The sequence below is a fragment of the Streptomyces sp. NPDC059895 genome, from assembly GCF_042731035.1.
GTDB lineage: Bacteria > Actinomycetota > Actinomycetes > Streptomycetales > Streptomycetaceae > Streptomyces.
Map to the genome: position 1 here is coordinate 1 of NZ_JBHWKO010000043.1, position 22,382 is coordinate 22,382.

General features: G+C 68.6%; 21 protein-coding genes, 1 tRNA gene and 2 pseudogenes. 13 read left to right on the forward strand and 11 right to left on the reverse strand.

Annotated features, from left to right (window positions below; all coding sequences use genetic code 11):
* Positions 1-165 precede the first annotated feature (165 nt).
* The 6 genes from ACFV9M_RS33380 (at position 166) to ACFV9M_RS33405 (ending at position 3,894) form a co-directional block, all read left to right on the forward strand.
* On the forward strand, positions 166-666 hold the full coding sequence (locus ACFV9M_RS33380; protein WP_385102611.1) for a transposase family protein: 501 nt from the start codon (positions 166-168) through the stop codon (positions 664-666).
* A 149-nt stretch (positions 667-815) separates the two neighbouring features.
* Positions 816-1,217 carry a hypothetical protein gene (locus ACFV9M_RS33385; protein WP_385073096.1) on the forward strand — a complete coding sequence of 134 codons (402 nt, stop codon included), beginning with the start codon at positions 816-818 and terminating at the stop codon, positions 1,215-1,217.
* A gap of 117 nt (positions 1,218-1,334) precedes the next feature.
* Positions 1,335-1,622: a helix-turn-helix domain-containing protein gene (locus ACFV9M_RS33390; protein ID WP_385073093.1), complete on the forward strand. Its 288-nt coding sequence runs from the start codon at positions 1,335-1,337 to the stop codon at positions 1,620-1,622.
* Entirely contained in the window at positions 1,619-3,187 is a 1,569-nt protein-coding gene (locus ACFV9M_RS33395) for a helix-turn-helix domain-containing protein (protein ID WP_385073092.1), read from the forward strand. Before ACFV9M_RS33390 ends, ACFV9M_RS33395 begins: the two co-directional genes overlap by 4 nt.
* Positions 3,187-3,759: a transcriptional regulator gene (locus ACFV9M_RS33400; RefSeq protein ID WP_385073089.1), complete on the forward strand. Its 573-nt coding sequence runs from the start codon at positions 3,187-3,189 to the stop codon at positions 3,757-3,759. The genes ACFV9M_RS33395 and ACFV9M_RS33400 overlap by 1 nt, the downstream gene beginning before the upstream one ends.
* Before the next feature lie 61 nt (positions 3,760-3,820).
* Positions 3,821-3,894, forward strand: a tRNA-Met gene (locus tag ACFV9M_RS33405).
* A 425-nt stretch (positions 3,895-4,319) separates the two neighbouring features.
* Here the strand turns inward: ACFV9M_RS33405 and ACFV9M_RS33410 are convergent.
* Together ACFV9M_RS33410 and ACFV9M_RS33415 are read right to left on the reverse strand one after the other, a co-directional pair.
* Complete coding sequence (locus ACFV9M_RS33410) at positions 4,320-5,339, reverse strand: HNH endonuclease (protein ID WP_385073087.1); 1,020 nt, start codon at positions 5,337-5,339, stop codon at positions 4,320-4,322.
* Between the two features lie 609 nt (positions 5,340-5,948).
* Positions 5,949-6,248: a hypothetical protein gene (locus ACFV9M_RS33415; RefSeq protein WP_385073085.1), complete on the reverse strand. Its 300-nt coding sequence runs from the start codon at positions 6,246-6,248 to the stop codon at positions 5,949-5,951.
* On the opposite strand from ACFV9M_RS33415, the gene ACFV9M_RS33420 reads away from it, so the two are divergent.
* The 5 genes from ACFV9M_RS33420 to ltrA all read left to right on the forward strand — a co-directional run bounded on the left by ACFV9M_RS33420 (position 6,229) and on the right by ltrA (position 14,591).
* The gene (locus ACFV9M_RS33420; RefSeq protein ID WP_385073083.1) at positions 6,229-7,263 is read left to right on the forward strand and encodes an ATP-dependent endonuclease; all 1,035 of its coding nucleotides are present in this window, start codon (positions 6,229-6,231) and stop codon (positions 7,261-7,263) included. The genes ACFV9M_RS33415 and ACFV9M_RS33420 overlap by 20 nt on opposite strands.
* A gap of 373 nt (positions 7,264-7,636) precedes the next feature.
* The gene (locus ACFV9M_RS33425; RefSeq protein WP_385073082.1) at positions 7,637-8,806 is read left to right on the forward strand and encodes an exonuclease SbcCD subunit D; all 1,170 of its coding nucleotides are present in this window, start codon (positions 7,637-7,639) and stop codon (positions 8,804-8,806) included.
* 1 nt (position 8,807) lies between these two features.
* Positions 8,808-11,822 carry an AAA family ATPase gene (locus ACFV9M_RS33430; protein ID WP_385073079.1) on the forward strand — a complete coding sequence of 1,005 codons (3,015 nt, stop codon included), beginning with the start codon at positions 8,808-8,810 and terminating at the stop codon, positions 11,820-11,822.
* Positions 11,823-12,468: 646 nt separating this feature from the next.
* Entirely contained in the window at positions 12,469-12,765 is a 297-nt protein-coding gene (locus ACFV9M_RS33435) for a transposase (RefSeq protein WP_385073076.1), read from the forward strand.
* Between the two features lie 572 nt (positions 12,766-13,337).
* On the forward strand, positions 13,338-14,591 hold the full coding sequence (ltrA, locus tag ACFV9M_RS33440; RefSeq protein WP_385073074.1) for a group II intron reverse transcriptase/maturase: 1,254 nt from the start codon (positions 13,338-13,340) through the stop codon (positions 14,589-14,591).
* A gap of 87 nt (positions 14,592-14,678) precedes the next feature.
* Here ltrA and ACFV9M_RS33445 read toward each other — a convergent pair.
* Positions 14,679-14,918: pseudogene (locus tag ACFV9M_RS33445) on the reverse strand (hypothetical protein); the annotation flags it as partial.
* A 73-nt stretch (positions 14,919-14,991) separates the two neighbouring features.
* On the opposite strand from ACFV9M_RS33445, the gene ACFV9M_RS33450 reads away from it, so the two are divergent.
* The gene (locus ACFV9M_RS33450) at positions 14,992-15,597 is read left to right on the forward strand and encodes an IS3 family transposase (protein WP_385073112.1); all 606 of its coding nucleotides are present in this window, start codon (positions 14,992-14,994) and stop codon (positions 15,595-15,597) included.
* A gap of 9 nt (positions 15,598-15,606) precedes the next feature.
* On the opposite strand, the gene ACFV9M_RS33455 is transcribed toward ACFV9M_RS33450, so the two are convergent.
* Complete coding sequence (locus ACFV9M_RS33455; protein ID WP_385073071.1) at positions 15,607-16,056, reverse strand: TetR/AcrR family transcriptional regulator; 450 nt, start codon at positions 16,054-16,056, stop codon at positions 15,607-15,609.
* 167 nt (positions 16,057-16,223) lie between these two features.
* Between ACFV9M_RS33455 and ACFV9M_RS33460 the strand changes: the two genes are divergently transcribed.
* A complete protein-coding gene (locus ACFV9M_RS33460; RefSeq protein WP_385073069.1) occupies positions 16,224-16,706 on the forward strand; it encodes a hypothetical protein in 483 nt (160 codons plus the stop codon).
* Between the two features lie 160 nt (positions 16,707-16,866).
* Here the strand turns inward: ACFV9M_RS33460 and ACFV9M_RS33465 are convergent, their stop codons facing one another.
* From ACFV9M_RS33465 to ACFV9M_RS33495, 7 genes and pseudogenes are all read right to left on the reverse strand, one after another.
* Positions 16,867-17,673, reverse strand: coding sequence for an alpha/beta fold hydrolase (locus ACFV9M_RS33465; RefSeq protein ID WP_385102614.1), 807 nt, complete (start codon positions 17,671-17,673; stop codon positions 16,867-16,869).
* Positions 17,670-18,586, reverse strand: a pseudogene (locus tag ACFV9M_RS33470) (helix-turn-helix domain-containing protein). The gene ACFV9M_RS33465 and the pseudogene ACFV9M_RS33470 overlap by 4 nt, the downstream one beginning before the upstream one ends.
* Positions 18,587-18,696: 110 nt before the next feature.
* Positions 18,697-19,389: an alpha/beta fold hydrolase gene (locus ACFV9M_RS33475; protein WP_385073106.1), complete on the reverse strand. Its 693-nt coding sequence runs from the start codon at positions 19,387-19,389 to the stop codon at positions 18,697-18,699.
* A 13-nt stretch (positions 19,390-19,402) separates the two neighbouring features.
* Complete coding sequence (locus tag ACFV9M_RS33480; protein WP_385073066.1) at positions 19,403-20,473, reverse strand: alpha/beta fold hydrolase; 1,071 nt, start codon at positions 20,471-20,473, stop codon at positions 19,403-19,405.
* 167 nt (positions 20,474-20,640) lie between these two features.
* Positions 20,641-21,159 (reverse strand): LuxR C-terminal-related transcriptional regulator, encoded by a 519-nt coding sequence (locus ACFV9M_RS33485; protein WP_385073063.1) that lies wholly within the window; start codon positions 21,157-21,159, stop codon positions 20,641-20,643.
* The gene (locus tag ACFV9M_RS33490; RefSeq protein ID WP_385073062.1) at positions 21,117-21,572 is read right to left on the reverse strand and encodes a hypothetical protein; all 456 of its coding nucleotides are present in this window, start codon (positions 21,570-21,572) and stop codon (positions 21,117-21,119) included. Before ACFV9M_RS33490 ends, ACFV9M_RS33485 begins: the two co-directional genes overlap by 43 nt.
* Positions 21,573-22,066: 494 nt before the next feature.
* Positions 22,067-22,306 (reverse strand): hypothetical protein, encoded by a 240-nt coding sequence (locus ACFV9M_RS33495; RefSeq protein ID WP_385073059.1) that lies wholly within the window; start codon positions 22,304-22,306, stop codon positions 22,067-22,069.
* Between the last annotated feature and the right edge of the window lie 76 nt (positions 22,307-22,382).

The following is a 22,382-nucleotide window of genomic DNA, read 5'->3' on the forward strand; positions in this document are numbered from 1 at the left end:
GGCGAGTAGACCTTCATCACCATAAAAGATGCCTCCTACCCGACCTCTACCGGGGCCGGGATCAGAGGTGTCCACCACTCGGGGACAGGCCCCGGCCTGCTGGCCGCCCGCGCCCCGCGCCTGGACCGCGCCCTCAAAAAGATCGCCCACAAGGGTGGCGGGGTGGTGCTGTTGGACGGCACGCTGAATCGCACCCGGCGGCGCACCGGTAAAGAGAACCGGAAGAACTACTCCGGCAAGAGCAAATGCCATGGCCTGCTCGTCATCTCGCTCACCGACGGCCGCGGCCGACTGCTCTGGGTCTCGGCGGTCCGGCCCGGACGCACCTCGGAGATCACTGCCTGCCGCCACGACCAGCTCACCGCCAAGCTGCGGGCGGCCGGCCTCGGCGCCATCGCAGACCTGGGCTTCGTCGGGCTCGACGACAGCAGTCCCGACGCCGACCTGGCGGTGATCACCGGCTACAAGGCCGCTCGGAACCGGCCCCTGACCCGCGGCCAGAAGCTGTCGAACACCGCACTGGCAGCGGTCCGGGCACCGGTGGAGCACGGCTTCGCCCACCTCAAGAACTGGCGCGTGCTCGGCAAGGTCCGCACCGACCCGACGTGGGCGACCGCCCTGGTCAGGCCCCTGCGCGTCCTCACAAACCGCGAAGTTTCCCGGTGACCGACGATCTTCACCGAAGTCATCCACCCACGACCACCACGAGCATCCCGAACCCCGCACACACCAGACCCGTGACCAGCAACTTCACGATGCGCACTGCTCAATGGCCGCCCGCTGTCCACAGGAGGCCCCGGCAGGCTTCTTGAGCTATGGACATCAGCTCGCCGGGTATCGCCCGGCACAACAAGAAGACGCCGCGCTGCGAACGCCACGATGCCCTCCTCCAGCCCGAGGAGCGCACCGAGTTCGCGGCCCGGTTCCCGGCCGGCCACCAGGCGCAGATGGCGTTCCTCCTGGCCCGCTACGCCGGCAACGCCTCCCTGGTCGCCGCGCTCTTGGGCACTGGAGTGCGTACGGTGCGCCGCCACTGCCGTGGGTGGCCGCCACCGCCCGGGCTCCGGCTGCGCCGGGCCCTGCGCCGCCGTGTCGTGGATCTCGTGTGCCCGCGGTGCCTGTCCGATCGTGCGGTGGAACAGGCGCGCCAGGCAAATCGGGAAGCCCGGCGCGCGGCGCGACGGCTTCCGCATGATCCCGGCGGCGTGGATCGCTGACATACCGGGTGCCCGAGATCTTCAGCTCCCTCAGAACACTGAAAGCTTTTCTGCATTGATGACAGTGAAAAGCTGATTCAGATGCGGAAGTTGCATAGATTCGGGTAAGATGGTGGCATGGGATTGCACTTGGAGGAGTCGCTGCGGCTGACGGTGGCCGCGTTGATGCAGGTAACGGGTGAATCGCAGCGGTCGGTCGCGGGGGTGCTGGGACTGACGCAGACACAGGTGTCGCGCCGGCAGTCGGGCGCCATCTCCTGGAGCCTGCGCGACGTCGACGTCCTGGCCGAGCACTACGGCATCGGCGCGCTGGATCTCCTGGCGGGTCCGACCAGAGCGTGCGAGGCGCTGCCCGCCGACAGGCGCCGTACCGTGCGGACCGAAGCGAGGGGGACGGACCGGTGAGCGACTTCGACGCGATCGACTCGCTGCTTGACACCGTCGGCCCCCAGGCCGAACTCCCGCCCTCCCACGTGCGCCGCGAGCTGCGGGAGCGGGCTCGGCTGTCCAAGGCACAGGTGGCACGCGCGCTCAGCGTGAGCCCCTCAACCCTCAGCGGATGGGAAAGCGGCCGGGACCCGGCCGGCGAGATCCGCACCAAATACGCCTACCTGCTGGACGGACTGAACGCCAAGCTCGCCACCGAGACCGAGACCGAGACCGAGGCGGCACCGGCTGCGGAGCAGCCCGTCACGTCAGGCACGGCCTCGACCGCCACCCCCTTGTCTTCGCCTGACCTCGGCCAGGACGAGGACGGGGACGACGTGGAGCTGCTCGTCGCCCCCGAGCCCTGTGTGCTGTGCGGCCATCCCGCCGGACAACGCGTGGCGGGGTTCGCTCAGCACCTGACCCCGGCCGACTGCCGGCCCACCGCCACCGGGGCCCCAGCTGCCCCGCCAGCCGGACAGCCCACGACGCACACCTTGAAAGCGTCGCTGCGCACGCCACGTCCGGCACGTGCGGCGGAGCGTTCCAAGGGCCCGGCCCGCCACGCGTTCCAGGAGACGTCCGGCCCGGTCGACCTGATCCGCGAGGCCGTGCAGGGTGCGCTTGCCGAGCACCGGGGCGACGTCGACGCAGCCACGGTGGCGCTGGTGAAGCGGGCCATCCCGGACGCGATGCGACTGCTGGACAAGACTCGTAAGGGCGCCCGCTACGACGTGATCGCGCACCCCTGGATCCCCGACATCCTCAAGAAGCAGACCGCGCGCGGCGCGGACCAGATCTGGGAAGCCCGCCCCAAGTGGACCCGGCACGAACTCCCGCCCGGCCGGCATCAGGTGACCGCGCTCGACATCAACGGCGCCTACCTCTCCGCCCTCAAGACGCACCTCCCTCTGGGCCAGCTCGAGCACTCCACCGGCCTCGCTCACGACCGCCGCCGCTCCGGAGTCCACCTGATCACCCCGCCCGAGTGGGAGCACGAGGCGGTGCTGCCCAATCCGATCGGCCAGCGGGACGAGCCCGGTCCCCTGTGGGTCACCGAGCCGACGCTCCGCCTCCTGCTGCGCCTGTCCGGCCCCAGGCACCAGCTGTGCGAGCCTCCTCAGATCCACGAGTCGTACACCTCCGGGGCCACGGAGAACCTGCTGGAGAAGTTCCGTATCGCCCTGAAGGACGCCCGCGACACGGCGATCGAGCAGGGCGACACGGTGACGCTGGAGTACGTGAAGGCGATGTACTCCAAGTTCGTCTCCACCATGGGGGAATCGAACTACAACCGGGAGCTCTACCGCCCGGACTGGATGCACCTCATCCGAAGCCAGGCCTTCGCCAACCTCTGGCTCAAGGCACTCAAGGCCCATGACGAGGGCCTGGCCGTCGTCCGGGCGATGGGCACCGACGAACTCCACGTCATCGGTGACTGGCGCCGTGTCTTCCCCGAAGGCCGAGCTGTTACCGAGGTCAAGGTCAAGGACACGTACACCGCCGGAACCGACGCCGCTGAGCACCAAGGCGAGGGGGAGTAGTGCCGCAGAAGAACATCGACTTCGGACGGTTCGGCGCCCAGGGCATCAAGGGCAGCGACGCCGTCGCGCGCAAACTCGATGAACTCGCGGGCGGCATCGCCACTCCCGTGACCGCCAAGCGCGGCTGGATGGCGCGCCTGCACTACCTGACGAAGTCGACCCAGACCCTGAAGGCCGCGCAGGACGCCGGACTCACCGTGACCCACCGGACGCTGAAGGCCTGGCTGGAGGGCAAACGCCGCCCCTCCAAGACCAGCCTGGAACGCATCGACCAGGCGTACCGGACGGTGCGCCGTCACAACGTCGCCCGCCATCTCCTCAGACGCCTCAACCGCGACGGACGCGGCACCCGGGTGGAGATCCACCCGCTCAACCAGTCCCAGGTGCCGCAGCAGCTGCAGCGCGTGGTGGAGTACCGGACGATGAACGTGCGCCGCTGGGACCGCATCGTCGGCTCCTGGGCGGCCGGCGACCATCAGGGCCTCGACGCCGCGTGGCAGGACACGATCGTCGACCTCGGCTCGCAGTGGGGCCAGTACGAGTACGTCACCAATGTCGGCTTCGCCGCATAGAGCCCGCGCCGAAACGTGGTCTTCGGCGCCTGCTGGGATGGCGTACGGTAGGGGACACCGACGCGGGGTGGAGCAGCTCGGTAGCTCGCTGGGCTCATAACCCAGAGGTCGCAGGTTCAAATCCTGTCCCCGCTACTGCCGAAGAAGCCCGGATCTACACGATCCGGGCTCTTTCGCGTTCCTGGACGATACTCACCGCGCCATCTGTTTTCTCCCGCCTGGCGCCGCCGCCGTATCGGCACAGGTCACCATGGATACGCGGGCGTGTCGGGGCCGTGATCCCCTCAGCGGCCGCTCAGCCCTGCACACAGTGAAGAAGGCGGTGGGGTGTGGTCGGCGTGGCAGCTTCGGGGACCGGGAGTGGCAGGTGCGCGGACTGAGCGTCGGCACGACCTCCGCGCCGTCCGCAACTCGATGGGCTGCACGAGAGGCCCGGCACTGATTGTCGTACAGTTCGGACCTCTGCGAACGAGGCTGGTAGGAGATCCGCTCCGGTCGCCGCCAGGCGAGCTGGTCGGCCTCCTTGGCCGTGCCCGGCCGACTGCCGTCCGGCAGACGGACTACAAGTCCACTGGAAAGTAGTCGCCTTTGTGGAGATTGCAGATCCAGTGGGCGAGCTGGACGTTGAGCAGCGTGTGCTCGCCCCCTGCGGTGAGCGGGATGCGGTGATCGAGGGTTGCGCACCACATGTCGGGCCAGGCCCGTTCACGCTCGACGGCCGTCTTGCATATCTGGCAGATCCAGCCGTCGCGTTCGTACACGGCGAGAGGATCCAGACGCTCGACGGTGGCTTCCAGGCCCAGCTCGCGCATCCGGGCGGCGTAGCTGCCGGCCGCACGCGACACGCGCTGCAGGCGCTCGGACCGGGCTGCGTAGGCCGGTGTCCACAGCCGAGGTACGGACTCCTTGCCGCATACGAAGGCTGTCCAGGTGTACTCCTGGTCCGCCTCGTCCACATCACGGATGATTTCCGTGTACCAACGCCACGTCCCGCGCTCTGCCTGGAAGGGCCCGAAGGTGTCATCCAGTGGCTTCAGGCCCAGGAAGGCCCCCAGGATCAAAGACGTCGGGGTCCACGTGTGGTCGGTGACGTAGTAGAACGCCGCGCCGGTCTGCACGTGGACGGACAGCGCCACCTGCTCCAGCTGCCAGCTGCTGCCCCTGTGCGGTCTCACCTGCCAGGGGATGGCGTAATCCGGCAGATCGACGGCGCGGTGGACGGCGACGACGGAGCCGTGCCGTTCCACCACGTCGCCCGGCTTGGGCGAGTAGCCCTGGATCTCATACGGAAAGAGCGAGTCAGCAGGCAGAGTGCGAAACGCCCGCGCAGGCCGGGCGCCTTGAGGATCGGGTGAGAACACGGGCGGCCGGGTGATTTCCCCGCGCTCGATGCGGCGGTTGAAGCGCCGATTGAGAGTCAGATTGCAGCGGGGCGAGCACACGTGCCGGTCGCGGTGCTTCCAGTGCGCCCTGGCCGGGACCGGCTCCCCGCAGACTTGACACGGTTCTCCGCCCTTGGCGCGCTCGCTGGCCTTCAGTTGCTCATCGCGCCAGTCCCAGTAGGCGTTGTCGTTCCCCACCCGGCCCCTCTCCCTCGGCCACCATAGGTCACGCCGGTCCAGCCGTACGGTGTGGTCCTGATGACTTGCCCCGTGAGATGACCACCGTGTGGCATGCGCCCGGCCTGTACGCACAGTGATCGCCCGACCGTGAGCCTCACAGCAGGGAGACGCTAACTGGCCTAAAAAGGGGAGCTGTTGCTTTGCGTCCCTCTAGGATGACTGCCTGCGATGAGTGCTCAGGCGTCTCATCCGCACGCGTAACGCCCGCACGCCACACCCCTGTCCGTCGCCCGGCGGAGCGGGGAGATACGGAGCAGCTCGACCGTGCACCTCATCCGCTTCTCCGCGTGCGGGTTCCGCTCGCTGACCTATGTGCAGGACATCCCGGTCAGCAGCCCGACGATCCTGGCCGGCCGCAACGACGGCGGCAAGAGCGCGGTCCTGGCCGCGCTGGCCTTCTTGCTGGGCGAGCACCGTCTGACGGACGAGGACCGCACCTATCAGCAGGACGAGGGCGTCAAGGGGCAGCGCTGCGCGGAGACATGGGTGGAGGGTGCCTTCCGCCTGGACACGGCCGAGCAGGCCGCAGCCGCCCCCTTACCGGCCGAACTGCGCATCCGGCGTCGCTCACGGGCCGGTGAGGCGGCGTGCTGGGAGTTCTTCGGATCGCAGCCCGCCGACAGCCGTCTGCAGGGCCTGGGCCGGCTGATGAAGAAGGACCTGGCCGAACTGGTCGCCGAGTTCGGACTTGCCCCGTCGGGCATGCTGAAGGAAGACCTGCTGGCCGCGCTCGCCGCGCACGCCACGACCGTCCCGCAGACCGACCAGTGGCATCCGCTGCCGAAAGACCTTGAGGCACGGCTGCCGCGGCTGCTGGCGTTCGGCGGTAAGGACGAGAGCCCGGACGATGCCGCTGGAGGTCTCCAAGGCCGACGGCGAGCCCGTGGACCTGACCCGCTCGGGCCAGGGCAGCACCCGGCGCATCGCCCTCGCCGTGTGGGAGTGGACCAGCAGCCTCCTCGAGAGCAGCGAACTCGCAGCGACAGGCGAGCAGGACGAGCCGCAGCCCACGCAGACCATCGTCGTCTACGACGAGCCGGACACGCACCTCGACTACCGCCACCAGCGCACCGTCATGGACATCATCCGCAAGCAGTGCGCTCTGCCCCACGTCAGCGTCATCGTCGCCACCCACTCGATGAACCTCATCGACGGCGTCGACATCGCCGACGTCGTCCACCTCAAGCTCAGTGACAGCGGCCGCACCCTCGTCGAGCGCCTCGACGGCGACACCCACGACGGCATCGACTTCCACCTCGGACAGATCGCCGCCGCGGTGGGACTGCGCAACTCCGTCCTGCTACACGAACGCTGCTTCCTGGCAGTCGAGGGCCCCACTGAGCAGCAGTGCGTGCCCCTGCTCTTCCGCCTCTCGCAGGGACTGCCCCTGCAGGCGGCCGGCATCGCCCTGTGGGCCTGCGACAACAACGAAGGAGCACTCCACCTTGCGGGCTACCTCGCCAAGCACCATCGCACCGTCATGCTGATGGTCGACGCCGACAGCCGCACCAATAAGCACTTCAAGACCGAGAAACTCATCAAAGCCGGCCTCGACCTCACCAAGCAGGTCGCCTACGTCGGCGAGAGCGAGGGCTACAACGAGTTGGAGGAGCTCTTCAGCGACCTCCAGTGGGCGGCCGCCGCCAACGCCCACTGGCCCCGCCCCCAGGGCCAGCTGTGGAGCGCCGACGACTTCACCGAACACCGGGGTGGCAAGTTCAGCGAGCGCATCCTCTACATGATCAAACAGCGAGCCGCAGAGAGCAGCCCCAACGGCAAGGCCGACATGCTCTACGCACTGGTGTCCATGCTCACCACCCCCGAAGAGGTCCCCCAGCAGCTACGGGACATCTTCACCGAGGTGCAGGCCCTCGCCTGTTGATCTGCTGCTGCGTTCGCCGCTGCAGCATGCGCTCCTTGCGCTGCTCAGTGGTCGGCGCCGTCCAGGCGTGCCATCCGGCCTCCGCAGTCCATTGCCGCGCGTGCGCGCGGGCTTCGATTCCGCACCACCGGCAGCCTCCGGGCGCCACAGTGTGCTCGGTCCTGGCAGAACGCGATAACGACATCACATCCTCCTTCCCCCACTGCTTATCTTGCCTCCTGCCACTGACAATCACCCTGCGAGCCGCGTCCGGCTCCGCCACCCGGCGGCGCATACGAAGAAACCTTTCCCTCGCGTGCCACGCCTCCGAAACAAGACCGTTTATCGGGAAAACCGCCCGTAGCTCCCACCACTCTGGTTACGGTCTGTGCCCATGAGGTTCCTGCACACCTCGGACTGGCATCTCGGCTGCCGGTTCCACGGGGAAGATCTGATCGACCACCAGCGCAAGGTCCTGGACCACATCTGCGCCACCGCCCGCACCCAGAAGGTGGACGCCCTGCTGATCGCGGGCGACATCTACGACCGTGCCATTCCGAGCCTGGACGCGGTACGCCTGTTTGACCGGGCTCTGCACCAGCTTGCCGACCTCGGTATCCCCACCGTCATGATCAGCGGGAACCACGACTCGGCCCACCGTCTCGGTACTGGCTCCGGCCTGTACGCCAAAGCCGGCGTTCACCTGCGCACCGATCCCGCCGACGCTGCCCGCCCCGTCCTCCTCGACGACGAGCACGGACCCGTCGCCGTCTACGGAGTGCCCTACCTCGAGCCCGCCCTGGCACGCACCCAGCTGGACGCCGAGACAGCCTCCCACCAGGCCGTTCTCACCTCAGCACTGGACCGCATCCGCGCTGACCTCGCCACCCGACCGGGCACCCGCTCCGTCGTCCTCGCCCACGCCTTCATCACCGGCGCCACCACCAGCAAAAGCGAACGCGACATCAGCGTCGGCGGCATCGCCCACGCCGGCGCCGACCTCTTCGACGGCATCAACTACACCGCCCTGGGCCATCTCCACCGCCCGCAGAGCGTCAACGACCGCATCCACTACAGCGGCTCCCCACTGGCCTACTCCTTCTCCGAGACCAACCACACCAAATCCCTTACTCTGGCCGACCTGTCGGCCGACGGCGCCCCCACGATCACCCGCCACGACATCCCGGCCAGCCTCCACCTGCCGCTGGCACGGCTGACCGGCCGCATCGAAGACCTGCTAACGGATCCCGCACACGAACCTCACAGCGAAGCCTGGCTGCAGGTCACCCTCACCGACACCGCCCTCCCGTACGAGGCGATGGCACGACTCAGACAGCGCTTCCCCAAGACGCTGGACATGCGGCACGTACCCGCCGGCATCCCGGCGCAGGCCACCGACAGCCCCACCTACCGCGAACGGGTACGCGGCCGCGGCGACCTCGACATCGCCCACGACTTCATCACCGCCGTGCGCGGCACCCCACCCACCACCGCAGAGGCAGACCTCCTGCAAGAGGCCGTCGACGACATGCGCGTGCGCGCCCAGGAGAAGGAAACCGTCTGACATGCGTCTGCACTCCCTGCGCCTGCAGGCCTTCGGCCCCTTCGCTCGCCGGCACACCGTCGACTTCGACGCCCTGTCCGCCGACGGCCTGTTCCTCCTGCACGGCGACACCGGCGCCGGCAAGAGCACCCTGTTCGCCGCCATCTGCTTCGCCCTCTACGGCCTGCCGCCTCACGAACGCAACATGCGGCTGCGCAGCGATCACGCTCCCGCAGACCTGCTGACCGAAGTGACCCTGGAAGTAACCCTCGCCGGCAAGCGCCTGCAGATCCGCAGAATCCCCGCCCAGAAGCGACCCCACCTGCGCAACAGCGCAGAACTCGTCGACCAGAAGGCCGAAACCTACCTGCACCAGTGGGTCCTCGACGAACACGGACACGGCCAGTGGGAAGGCATCATCAAGTCCCACAAGGAAGCCGGAGAAGAGATCAAATCCCTCCTGCGCCTGACCCGGCAGCAGTTCTGCCAGGTCGTCCTGCTCCCGCAGAACGAGTTCACCAAGTTCCTGCGCGCCGACGCATCCGAACGCCGCATCCTGCTCGGCACCCTCTTCGGCACCCGCCGCTTCGGCCTCATCGAAGAATTCCTCGCCACCCGCAAAACCCTCACAGCCAAGACGCGCGACGAGGCCCGCGCAGACGTCCTGCGCCTGGCCGAACGCATCCAGCAGGCAGCCGGCGACGACCTCGAACCCGCCCAAGACGCCCCCCGGGCCGACGACCCCGCCACCCTCACCGCACCCGCCCGCGCCTGGGCCAGCGCCCTGCACCGCCAGGCCCTCACCCTCCAAGACACCGCAACCACCGCCACCGAGACCGCCGAGCAGCAGCTGGTGCAAGCCCGCATCGCAGAACAGGCCGTCCGCGACCTCCACCGTCTCCAGCAGACCCACCGCACCACCGCACACGACCTCAGCCTGCTCAACGAGCAGACCGCCCACCACGACCGCCTCGCCGACCGCCGCGAGCGCGCCGTGAAAGCCCAGCAACTGCAATCCGTCCTGGAGACCGCACACACCGCCGACCTCAAGCACACCCGTGCCCTGGACGACGACAGCCGCGCCCGCGCCCTTCTGCTGCCCGAACACGCATCCCTCGACGCCGCCGCCCTCACTCACGCCGCGCAGCAACTGCACGCCGACACCGGCGCCGTCCAAGCGCTGCTGCCCGACGAGGCCACCCTCCAGCGCCACACGGCAGAACTGGCCGCACTCGACCGCGAGCGCCAGCAGCTCACCGAAACCCTCACCGACGCCCAGGAACGGCTCAACACCCTTCCCCAACGCCGCGCCGCCCTGGCCGCACGCCTGGAAGACGCCCGCAGCGCACAGGAGACCAGCCGCGAACTCACCCCCACCCTCAACCTCGTCGAAAAGCAGCTGGAAGCCGCCAGACGCCGTGACGCCCTCGACCAGCAGATCAGCGCCGCCCACAAAGTCCTCAGCCAGGCCGAGAAGGACTCCGAGCAAGCCGCGAAAACGTACATCGACATCCGGCGCCGTCGTACAGACGGCATCGTCGCCGAGCTCGCCGGCCGGCTCGTCGACGGCGAAGACTGCCCCGTATGCGGTTCCCCCACCCACCCCACACCCGCCACCGCCCAGCCAGGCCAGCCCACCGCCGCCGACGAACAGGCCGCCGAAGCCGCCCACACCCGCGCCCAGCAGAGCGAGAACAAGGCCAAAGAGACCCTGGCCCACCTGAACGAACAGGCCGCCACGGCACGCGGTGAAGCCGGCGGCGACACCCCCCTCGCCGACCTCACCGCCCACCGCACAACCCTCGAACAACACCTCGCCGACGCCCTCTCCCAGGCATCCGACGCCGGACCGGCCAGCGAACAACTCGCCCTCCTGGAAAAGGAACAGGCCGAAACCGAGCACACCCGCAACACCGCAACCGCACGCCTGGGCGCCGCCGACGCCACCTACGACAGCCTGCACACGCAGCGCGAAGAGCTCACCCACCGCCTCGCCACCGCCCTCAACGGGCACGCCACACTCGCCGACCGCATCACCGACCTCACCCAGCACGCCGGCCGCCTCGAGGCCGCCGCCGCGTGCGCGGCCACCGTGACAGCAACCGCCGCAAGCCGCCACAGCGCCGCCGCTCTCGCGGAGCAGGCAGCCCACGCGGCAAGCTTCACTTCCCCGGCCGAAGCCTCGGCCGCCCGCCTGCCCGACGACGAACTCACCGCGATCGAGAGTCAAATCACCCACTGGCGTGAACAGTGCCTCGTATTGACCGCCCGGCTCGCCGAACCCGAACTGCAAGCAGCCATCGACCAGCCTCCGGCCGACCTCGAGCACGCCGTCACCGAACTGAACACTGCCACCGCAACCCACTCCCGCACGGCAGCCCTCGCCACCCAGGCCGCCGACCGGACAACCGCCCTGGCCACCCTCACCGCTCAGCTGGACACCCACATCCAGCGCCTGGAACCCCTCGAGGACACCTACCGCACCGTCGATCACCTCCACGGCCTCATCAGCGGCGGCTCACCCAGCAACCAGCTCCGCATGCAACTGGAGTCCTACGTACTGGCAGCCCGCCTCGAAGACGTCGTCGACGCCGCCAACACCCGCCTGTCACGCATGTCCCACCACCGCTTCACCCTCGTCCACTCCGACGACAGAGCCGCCCGAGGCGCCAAATCAGGCCTGGACCTCAAGGTCCTCGACGCCTGGAGCGGACACAAACGCCACACCGACACCCTCTCCGGCGGCGAATCCTTCTACGTCTCCCTGGCCCTCGCCCTGGGCCTGGCCGACATCGTCACCGCCGAAGCCGGCGGCCAGGCACTGGACACCCTCTTCATCGACGAAGGCTTCGGCACCCTCGACGAAGACACCCTCCACCAAGTCCTCGACGTCCTGGACTCCCTACGCGCCCACGACCGCACCGTCGGACTCATCAGCCACGTCCCCGAACTCCGCCGCCGCATCACCCAACGCCTGCACATCTCCAAGAACATCGACGGCTCCACCCTCACCCACCTGACCGAAGCGGCCGAATGACCCCACGACGGACGCCGGACCCGCCCTCGCCGACGAAACGCAAGCCCCACGCCGCGCACACTCACTGATCTTCAACCTGCCGTCGGCCCAAGGCGTAGCCACAACCGCCGGGGCTGCCTGTACCCCTCTCGGCCCCGCCGAGAAAGGCAGCCCCACAGCGCTCCCGCGTCGAAAGCCGCCCATCCCTGAAGGCACCCGACCTGCCTCCCAGAAGGAGCGCATCGAACACGTACTGCTTCATGCCATTTCTGCATGTGATCGAAGTGACGGAAACAGAGCACTGCGGTGCATGAGCACCTGCATCGGCCACCGCAGCCGTACCAGAACACGCCAGTCCAGTCCGCATGACAGGAGTTTCCGCAGATCCGAGAACCACTGTCCCGCATGTTCGAACACCGCCGGACCCGTGACCGCATCACGGCGCGTTTTCGAGGCACTGCCAAGGCCTCCGCTGATCAAACCGGCGGATTTGTCAGTGCCCGCTGCTACACCAATTCCCAGAGATCAGACCGCAGTTGGCGGCCTGACGACACGGAGGAGGAAGCAGTGGCGAAGCCGCCCGAGGGCTACTACAAGGTGTGAGGGGCCACGAAGTTTCCGGACAGGCACCCAATAGGGTTGTCCTGAACAAGGAAATGAGGAAGAAGTGGCGCCACCCAGTAAATACTCGCCGGAGTTCCGCGAGGAAGCTGTCCAGATCGCGTTGAGGTCAAGCAAGGCGATCTCCGAAGTCGCCCGGGAGCTTGAGCTGAACTCGGAGACGCTACGCGGCTGGGTGAAGAAGTACCAGAATCAGCAGGAACCGGCCCCCGATGCGGCACTGACGGTGAACGAGCGGGCGCGCCTGAAGGAACTCGAACGACGCAACCGCGAGTTGGAGATGGAAGTTACCTTCCTGAAAAAAGGTGTGCCACGAACGCGGGAGGCTGCTTGCGGTAGTTGAGTAGCTGAACGCGGTGCTGCACGAGAGATGAAGGACTTTCGGCCCTTCGGAGTCGCCCTGCGGGGGGAGGCTTCAAACCGCCACATGCTGCGGAAGCGGTGACGCGACCGTGGTGAGCGACTGTGGAAAAGGCGTCCGTGAGGCGTCAGGTGGGGATCAGGGAGACGGAGCGCAGTCCCCTTGCAGGGGATCGCTGTTGACGCGTCGTTATTGATGAAATGGCATCAGAACCGGGTGTTACTTTTTGGCCCGGGATGAGTCTGGCGGAAACCCGTTTACTGGCCGGATGGTGCCCGGCGTGGAGGCGACGTGAATCTGGTCTGCTGCTTTCGTGCGGAACGTGGGAAGACACACTTCGATGCCTCAACTCTGCGTGTTTTACGCGGTGTTGTGAAAGGGAGCCTTCCAAGCGGACAACCCGTGAGGAACTGAGTACCGATGCGAAGTGTGTTGGCGGACCGGTTCGTAGTAGCGGTGAACCTCCTGCTGGGCGCGGTGGGAGCGGAGCGAAGGGGCCGGATTGTCCGTGGTTCGTTTGTTCGGTCAACCAGGAACTCCCTGGGAGGAGCTGCGTGGGCGAGCTGAAGTCACAGATCAAGTCGTTCGAGATATCAAAGACGGAGGTCTGGGAGGCGTACCTGAAGGTTAAGGCCAATCAGGGTGCTCCGGGGGTGGATGGCTGCACGATCGAGGAGTTCGAGAAGGATCTGAAGAGGAACCTCTATAAGATCTGGAATCGAATGTCCTCGGGAAGCTACTTTCCCCCTCCGGTGAAAGGTGTGGAAATCCCGAAGTCGCATGGCGGCGGGGTTCGTTTGCTCGGTGTGCCCACGGTCGCGGACAGAATCGCCCAGACGGTGGTGGCCGCTCATCTGGAGAAGCAGGTGGAGCCGGTGTTCCACCCGGACTCCTACGGCTACCGGCCGGGCAGGTCGGCTCTGAACGCGGTTGAGGCATGCCGGCGGCGGTGCTGGAAGAAGAAGTGGGCCGTCGATCTCGATGTCTCCAAATTCTTCGACAGTGTCCGCTGGGACCTCGTCATCAAGGCGGTGGAGACCCATACCGATGCCGCGTGGGTCGTGTTGTATGTGAAGCGGTGGCTTGCCGCTCCACTGCAACTGCCCGACGGCACCTTGCGGCAGCGGGATCGCGGAACCCCACAGGGATCGGCGGTTTCTCCCGTGTTGGCGAATCTGTTTCTGCACTATGCGTTCGATCTGTGGCTCTCCCGGAGCTTTCCGGACGTCCAGTTCGAACGCTATGCGGATGACGCGGTCGTGCACTGCGACGCCGAGCGCCGGGCCCGTGTGGTCCTGAAGGCGATCGGGAACAGGATGGAAGAGGTCGGCCTGCAACTACACCCGGCCAAGACCCGGATCGTGTACTGCGGAAGAGACGGGCGCCACGACGGTTTCGTGGCAACGTCGTTCACCTTCCTCGGTTTCACGTTCCAGCGTCGTCCAGCGCGAGACCGGAACGGAAAGATCTTCACTTCATTCCTTCCGGCGCCCAGCAAGGACGCCCTCAAGAAGATGAGCACGGAGGTCCGCTCCTGGCGGCTCCACATGCACATCGGCTACACCCTCGGCGAGTTCGCGCGATGGCTCAACCCCATCATCCGCGGCTGGATGCAGTACTACGGTGCCTTCTACCGCACCGAGCTGTATCCCCTCCTCAAGCGCATCAACTACTACCTGATGCGCTGGGTCCGCAAGAAATACCGGCGGCTGAAGACCTTCAAGAATTTCCACCGGCGATGGAAGCAGGTCACCACCGCGTACCCGCTCTTCTTCGCCCACTGGAAATGGGTCCACTCGATCTGGTGATCAGGACAATAGGAGCCCGGTGACGGGAGACTGTCACGCCGGGATCTGTGGGAGCCCGGGGGTGAAATTCCCCCGGGCCACCCGACCCGCAGCGTACTTCGCGAAGGATCCCCGGTAGCAAGCAAGTACGAGTTCATCGACGAGATGCGGCTCGACACCGAGAAGTACGCATACAGCGTCGAGTTCATGTGCGGCCGACTCGGCGTCTCCAGATCCGGCTACTACGACTGGCGATCCCGCCCGGAATCCGCGACAGCTCAGCGGCGCGAAGAACTGAAATTGCTCATCGAGAAAGCCTTCGACATGTCCGACAGCACCTACGGGCACCGGCGCATCCAGGCCCAGCTGCACCGCTGGGGGATCGCCGCGGGCGTGGAGTTGGTCCGCCGCCTGGTGCGAACTGGGTCTGGTGCCCTGCCAGCCACGGCCGAAGAGGTTCAACCTCACTCAGGCTGCGGCCGGCCAGGTCCCGGACCTCGTCGGCCGCGACTTCACCGCAAATGCGCCCGGCGAGAAGCTCGTCGGTGACATTACGTATATCGCGACCGGGGAAGGCTGGCTGTACCTCGCGACGGTCATCGACTGCTGCACGAAGGAAGTCATCGGTTACGCGATGGACGACCACTACCAAACCCCGCTGATATCCAGGGCGATCCGTAACGCGGCACGGAATAGGAACCTCTCGGTCGGCGCTATATTTCACTCGGATCGCGGAAGTAACTACATGTCAGCCGAGTTCGGGAGGACGCTGGACCGCTTCGGGCTCCGCAGATCTGCCGGCCGCACCGGGATCTGTTTCGACAACGCCATGGCCGAATCATTCTTCGGCGCCCTGAAGAACGAGCGCGTATCAAGGGTGACCTACCTGACCCGCGAGGTCGCCCGGCAGGACATCACTCGCTACATCGAATTCTGGTACAATCGCAAACGCCTCCACTCGGCGGTGGGTTACCGCCCTCCGTGCGAAGTCCACGCCGAGCACGAGAAGTTGCGAATCGCCGCGTGAAATAAACGGTCAGAAGCCTGTCCGGAAAACGCGAGGCCCCTCAATGGTCCCGGCCTTCTCGTTGGCGTCCACCAGCGCCGTCAGGGCGTCGAGCAGCGGCCGGCAGGCCTGTCGGCACTGCTCCGTCGGCACACCGGCGGCCACGCCCGCCAGCGCGTCCGCGAACTCCGGCTCGTACCTGCCCAGGGTCAGCAGACGCTCCAGCCAGGCGCGCAGCGCGAGGGACGGGCACAGGGCGGCCAGCAGGCCGGGCATGGCATCCACCACCGCCTCCACGTCCTCCCAGTACACCTCCAGCACCAGGGACTCACGGGTGGGGAAGTGGCGGTAGAGCGTCCCCTGGCCCACGCCCGCCCTGCGCGCTATGGACTTGAGCGAGGTGTCGCCGGGAACGGCGAGCACCTCCGCCGCCGCCTCCAGGATGCGCTGACGGTTGGAGCGCGCGTCCGATCTCATCATGCTCCGGTCCCTCAAGGGTGAATGGCACCCGGCCCGTCCGTCCTGCCACGTCCGGCAGGACGGTACAGGACACACGTATCTCGGGTTCACACGTATTCTGAAGGGAACCTACACCGCCCCGTCGTCCGGACGGAGGCGGCGCGTCGCCGGTATGAAAGGAAGACCGCATGACGAGGTACGACAGGTCCGACCGGCCGTGTCACGGCCGCTCACGAGCCGTCCCGTCACCGTCCGCGCGGCGTCAGCGCGGCGACCGGGCGGGCCGACCGGTTCTCACCCTGGTACGGGGCTCCGAGGCCCAGCGGATGCCCGTCGAACTGTCCGCCCTGACCCGCGAGCCCATGCCGGCCGACGTCCTGGGTGCCCTGGTGACGCCCGAGCACGGTCGGTTCATGGCCACCTGGATGCCGGTCAGCGGACCGTCCCGGGTCCCGCAGGGCCGTGTCCGGCTGTCCTGGACGTCCGCGGGCGACGACCGCATGGACGTCACCGCTCACCTGGGCCTCGCGCGCACCCAGGTCCTGCTGGCCGTCTGGCCGGGGCTGCGCGGCGACTGGTCCGGCGTCGTGTCCCCGACCGTCACCGAGGTGACGGAACTGCACGCCGCGCTCCGCGTCGCGACCGTGGCTCTTGAACGGCGGGCCGACTGAGGGAGCGTTGCCACGCCCGGCCTGGTACGGGTGCGGCCCCGCAGTGACCGGTAGCGGCTCGGTGCGGGTTTCAGCGCCGGTGGGGGCGGCCCGAGGTGAGGGGCCGGCCGGCCGGCGGTGCGGGTGGGGCGGATGTCGTCGAGGAAGCCGGTGAGGATCTTCAGCGTCCGCTCCGGCTGTTCGTGGGCCGCGGTGTGTCGGCCCTCGACCGCGGTGAGCCGTGCGCCGGGTATGCCTTCCGCGAGTTCCACGGAGTGCTCCGGGGCCACCAACCGGTCCGCCATGGTGGCGACGACCAGTGTCGGAGCGGTGACGGCGGGAAGGTCGGCGCGGACGTCGAGGCCCAGGGCCATCCTGATCTGCCGGACGGTGCCGGACGGTGCCGGACGGTGCCGGGCGTGGGCGCCGCCGCCAGCCGAGCGGTCAGCCGCTTGGCGGCTGTCGGTGTGAGGCCGGTCAGATAGGACTCGGAGTAGAGCAGCGAGGCCAGGAAGTCGTTCAGCCGGTCGCGGTCGTCGGCGCGGGTGTGCGGCGCGGCCCATTGCTCCAGCCTGAGCCACAGCGGGGTACGGGGCCGGGCGAAACCGGCGAGGGTGAACAGGCCGCGGACGCGGTCGGGATGGCGGGCGGCGACCGTCACGGCGACGGCCGCGCCGAGCGAGGTCCCCGCGATCACGAAGTCCCGCAGCCCGGCCACCCGTGCCGTCTCCACGACCTGTTCGGCCACGGTGTCGGTGCGCAGTTCGCCCGCGGGCAGCGCGCTGCGCCCCGATCCGGGCAGGTCGGGCAGCAGCACGGTGTGCTCGGCCGCGAGCGCGCTCGGCACGGTTCCCCAGACACCGGAGGCCGGGCAGCCCCCGATCCCGGGCAGGAGAACCAGCCCGGGCCCGCTGCCCCGGATGTCGTACGCCAGTGCGTCACCTCTTCCCACACCAGGGTTACGAGCGGGAACGGGGTGCTGGTTCATCCGCTCCGAGGCCGCGTGGTGCTGTCGCGCGCCGGGGCGTCCGGCCGTTCGGTGCTCGGTCGCTCCGTGCCCGGTCGCTCCGTGTTCCAGGAGGTGAGGATGCGCAGGGCGTCGTGGGAGGGGCTGCCGGTCTGTGCGGTCAGGACCATCAGGCGCTGACCGGAGTCGTCGGGGGGCGGACCAGGTGTCGCAGTCGAGGGTGAGGTCGCCTACCAGGGGGTGGCGGTAGCGCTTGGTGCCGTAGGTCGCGCTGTTGACCCGGTGCTCGCCCCACCATCCGCGGAAGTCCGCGTCCTGAGCGGACAGGTCACCGACCAAGCGGGCCAGCTCAGGGTCGTCGGGGTCGGCCCCGGCTTCCATCCGCAGCGCGGCGACGGCGTCCCGGGCGTCGTGTTCCCACTCCAGGTGCGGTGCGCGGACCGACGGGTCGGTGAACAGCACACGCAGGTAGTTGCGGCGGTCGGCCGGGATCGCGGCGAAGTCGGTGTACAGGGCCACGGCGGCCGGGTTCCAGGCCGGGACGTCCAGGCGTCGGCCGAGGACGAGTGCGGGTGTCTCGGTGAGCTGGTCCAGCAGGCGGCGCATGGCGGGACGTGTCCGCTGGGCGGGCCGGCGGCGGGGGCGCGCGTCGCTCCGTCCGGCGAGTTCGTACAGGTACCGCTGCTGGTCGTCGTCGAGGCGCAGGGCGCGGGCGAGGGTGGTGAGCACGGGGGCGGAGGCGCGGACACGGCCCTGTTCGAGGCGGGTGTAGTAGTCGACGCTGATCGCGGCGAGCTGGGCGACCTCCTCGCGGCGCAGTCCGGTGACCCGGCGGGCGGAGTCCGTCTCGGGCAGCCCGCACTCACCCGGGTCCAGCCGGGCGGCGGGCCTTGAGGAACTCCCCGAGCCTGCGGGGGTCGGAGTGTGCGGCCATGACGTTCATTCTCCCTGCGAACCGCACACGCGTGGGGTGTGCCGGGTGGGGGGATCGGTGGCACTGCCGAGGACGGCGGGACGCAGCGTCCGGCCGTCCTCCGGAAGGTGTCAGCGGACGGTGGCCCGGGCGGCCTGCTCGATGACGTCGGCCATCAGACGGGGTTGGGAGACGGCGACCGAGTGCGAGGCGGCGACCTCGGTGGTGTGCGCGTGGGCCCGCTCGGCCATGAAGCGCTGCACGGCGGCCGGGATGTTGAGGTCCTCGGTGGTGACGATGTCCCAGCTGGGCTTGGACTTCCAGGCCGCGGTGGTGGCCTTCTCCTCCAGGGCGGCCTGGGCGATGGGCCGCTGCGCGGCGGCCATCAGGGCGGCCTCCTTGGCGGGCACGTCGGCCGCGAACTGGTGGCGGAACGTGTCCTGCTGGATGTACAGGTCGGTGGCGGTGGAGCCGTCGGCCTGCTGGTAGGTGACCGGGTCGAGGGCCTCGGGGAGGGTCGAGCCCGGGAACTTGTTGGTGAGTTCCAGGGCGCTCTCGCCGGGCGCGGGCAGGAACGCCGCGACGTAGACGAGCGCCTGGACGTCGGGGTCGCCGGTGGCGGCCTGGCTGATGACGTTGCCGCCGTAGGAGTGGCCGACGAGGATCTTCGGGCCCTTGACGTGGTCGAGGACCGTGCGCAGGGCGGCGGCGTCGGCGGCCGGGCCGTGCAGCGGCTTTGCGGCGACGACCGGGTAGCCGTCGGCGCGCAGGCGGGAGATGACGCCGTTCCAGCTGGAGCCGTCGGCGAAGGCGCCGTGCTCCAGGGAAAGGGGGAGCTCAGAGGCGGTCGGCGTCGACCACGGCCTGGGTGAAGGCGGTGGGTGCCTCCTGCGGCAGGTTGTGGCCGATGTTCGCGATCGTGCGGTGCAGGTAGGCGCCGGTGAAGTGGCTGCGGTAGGCGGTGCCGTCACCGGGCGCGGTGAAGGGGTCGAGGGCGGCGTCGAGGGTGACGGTGGGCACCCCGATGGGCGGCTGGGCGGCGAGCTGCTTCTCGTAGCGGTCGTAGCGCCGCTCGCCCTCGACCAGGCCGATGCGCCAGCGGTAGTTGAACAGGACAATGGCCGCGTAGTCGGGGTTCTTGAAGGCCTCGGCGGTGCGGTCGAAGACGTCGTCGGAGAAATTCCAGTTCGGGGAGACCAGCGTCCACACGTAGCGGCACAGCGCGATGCGCTTGGTCTCGTCCTCCATGGTCTGCTTGCCGCGGTCGGTGGCGAAGTACCACTGGTACCACCAGTTGTGCTCGACGGCCGGAGCGGCGGGCGACAGCTGGGCCTTGACGTCGGTGATGAGGTAACCGCTGGTGGAGACCAGGGACTTGACCCGCTCGGGCCACAGGGCGGCGATGATGTCGGCGGTGCGCGAGCCCCAGTCGAAGCCGGCCAGGGTCGCCTTCTGGATCTCGAGGGCGTCCATGAACGCGATGATGTCCAGCGCGACGGCGGACTGCTCGGCGGTGCGCGGGGTGTGCCGGGACAGGAAGCGGGTGCTGCCGTGTCCGCGCAGGTACGGGACGAGGACGCGGTAGCCCTGGCCGGCGAGCAGCGGGGCGACGTCGACGAAGCTGTGGATGTCGTAGGGCCAGCCGTGCAGCAGCAGGACGACCGGGCCGTGGGTCGGGCCGAGCTCCGCGTAACCGACGTTCAGGGCGCCCGCCTTGACGTGCTTCAGCGTCGTGAACCCGGTGTGGGTGCCGGGGGTGATGGTGGGCACGACGGGAGTGGCGGAGTCGCTGCCCGCCGTGGGCGCGGTCGGCGCGGCTGACGCGGTGGTCTGCGGGCCGGTCAGCGAGACGGCGGCTGCTCCGGTGCCCAGGCCGACTGCCTTGCTGAAGGAACGCCTGTTGATCATGTCAAACCCTCTCGTGCGTTTCCGGTGACCGGTCCGCGCCCGGCAGGCCGCCTGCTCGCATCGGCGCCGGGGTCACCGCTGCTCTTGGCGCGACGACCTTGACACAGGATCTCGTCACCTGTCAAACAGGTGACGAGATGAATTCCCGGCCCGTGCGGGCGGCACGTTCAAAGCCGTTCAGCTCCGCGAGCGTGGCCGCGGCACACACTCTCGTCCGTGATGAAAACGGACACATCAGTCAATTGACGGTAGGGCTCGAACACCGTCATCAGACGTACGGTGCGCCTCTGATGCCCTGACGGCTCAGCCGGCCTGTCCTCCTCCAGCCTGCCGAGTGCGTCGCGCAGGGCGGCGCGTGAGGCGATGCCGAGCTTGGGGAACACCCGGTACAGGTGTGAGCTGACGGTGCGGGGTGAGAGGTGCATGCGCTCGCTGATCTCCTTGTTCGTCAGACCGATCGCCGCGAGATCCGCGATCCGCCGCTCCTGCCAGGTCGGTTCGGCCGGCCGCACGGACACCGCGCGGGTGGCCGGCCCCGTGGCCCGCAGCGCGGCCCGCGCCCGCTCGGCGTAGGCGGCGGCGCCCAGCCGCTCGAACGTCTCGGCGGCTCTGACCAGCAAGCAACTGATCAGGTGCTGCGGGGTCATGGTGTTTCGCGCGAACCCCGTCTCGATGTCGTGGTCCACGGCACGCTGCAGATGCGGCCGGTACCGGCTGAGGGTGTCCACGTGATAGGCGGCCACGCACAGCCGGGCCCGGCGCCCGGTCGGACCGGACCAGCCCGCTGGGCCTGGTCGAAGAGCCCGGCGTGACCGGCGGCGAACGCCGCGTCGCCGAGCCTGCGGGACCGTTCCTGATGACCCTCGCTCAGCTCCGCGGCCCGGGTCAGCCAGGCCACGGCCGCCACCGCGCTGCCCCGCCGGGTCGCGGACTCGGCGGCGGCCTCCAGTACGGCCGCCACATCCTCGTCCGGGTCGCCGGCCGAGGCCGCCAGATGCGTGGCCCGCCGCTCCAGATCGTCGTGGTGCACCCCGGCGAGCACCGCGTGTGCCGTACGGCGCTGGTTGGGGGTCGCCGTCTGCACGACGGTGGAACGCACCAGCGGATGCGGAACACAACGTCGCCGCTGACCGGGTCGATCCACAGCAGGCCCGCCGTCACCGCCTCGTCGACATCGCGCATGCGGTAGCGCCCGAGACCGGGTGCGGGCCCGGTTGCGGGGGGTCGCCCCGGCCCCGTCGAGGGCGCCGCGCAGCAGTTCCGTACGGACCTCGTCGCGGAGCGCCCTCACACGTGTGCCGTACACATGCTGCAGGCGCCGGGACAACGGCAGCGAGGCGTCGCGCAGCCCCAGCACCCCGGCGGACGCCAGTTCCGCGGGTCCGACACGCAGGTGGGCGGGGAGTTCGAGCAGGGCCAGCGGGTTTCCCGGCCTGTTCCAGCACCAGACGGCGCACGGGCGCGTCCAGGCCCGGGTGGCACTGGTCGGGCAGCAGCCGCGCGTCCGCCTCCGGCAGGGCCTGACCTGCAGTTCTGGCAGGGCGGCGGTGTCGAGGTCCGACGCGATGTCCGAGCGCGGTCCCAGCGCGAGCTTCACCGGACCCCTGCCGGCCGACGCCCCACGAAACCGAGCACCGCGACTCTGGAGGCGTCCAGCCACTGCCCGTCGTCGACGACCAGCAGCAGCGGTCGCGTCGAGGAGGACAGGGACAGCAGGTCCAGGACGGCGATGCCGAGCGACATCACCGACGGCGGTTTGCCGCCGCTGCGCCCGAAGACGGTGTCGAGCACGGTGCGGTGCACCGGATCCAGCCTCTCGACCGCAGTGCCCACGGTGAGGCTGATTGCTCCCTAAGCGCGTCAATAGAGTGCTTCTAGAGAATTTAAGTGCTACATTAAAGTGTCACTT

Excerpts from the sequence above, each read along its gene's own strand:
- ACFV9M_RS33385 (WP_385073096.1), top strand. The coding sequence starts at position 816 with ATGGACATCAGCTCGCCGGGTATCGCCCGGCACAACAAGAAGACGCCG.
- ACFV9M_RS33390 (WP_385073093.1), top strand. The coding sequence starts at position 1,335 with ATGGGATTGCACTTGGAGGAGTCGCTGCGGCTGACGGTGGCCGCGTTG.
- ACFV9M_RS33420 (WP_385073083.1), top strand. The coding sequence starts at position 6,229 with ATGCCGCTGGAGGTCTCCAAGGCCGACGGCGAGCCCGTGGACCTGACC.
- ACFV9M_RS33425 (WP_385073082.1), top strand. The coding sequence starts at position 7,637 with ATGAGGTTCCTGCACACCTCGGACTGGCATCTCGGCTGCCGGTTCCAC.
- ACFV9M_RS33430 (WP_385073079.1), top strand. The coding sequence starts at position 8,808 with ATGCGTCTGCACTCCCTGCGCCTGCAGGCCTTCGGCCCCTTCGCTCGC.
- ACFV9M_RS33455 (WP_385073071.1), bottom strand. The coding sequence starts at position 16,056 with ATGATGAGATCGGACGCGCGCTCCAACCGTCAGCGCATCCTGGAGGCG.
- ACFV9M_RS33460 (WP_385073069.1), top strand. The coding sequence starts at position 16,224 with ATGACGAGGTACGACAGGTCCGACCGGCCGTGTCACGGCCGCTCACGA.
- ACFV9M_RS33465 (WP_385102614.1), bottom strand. The coding sequence starts at position 17,673 with ATGAACCAGCACCCCGTTCCCGCTCGTAACCCTGGTGTGGGAAGAGGT.
- ACFV9M_RS33480 (WP_385073066.1), bottom strand. The coding sequence starts at position 20,473 with ATGATCAACAGGCGTTCCTTCAGCAAGGCAGTCGGCCTGGGCACCGGA.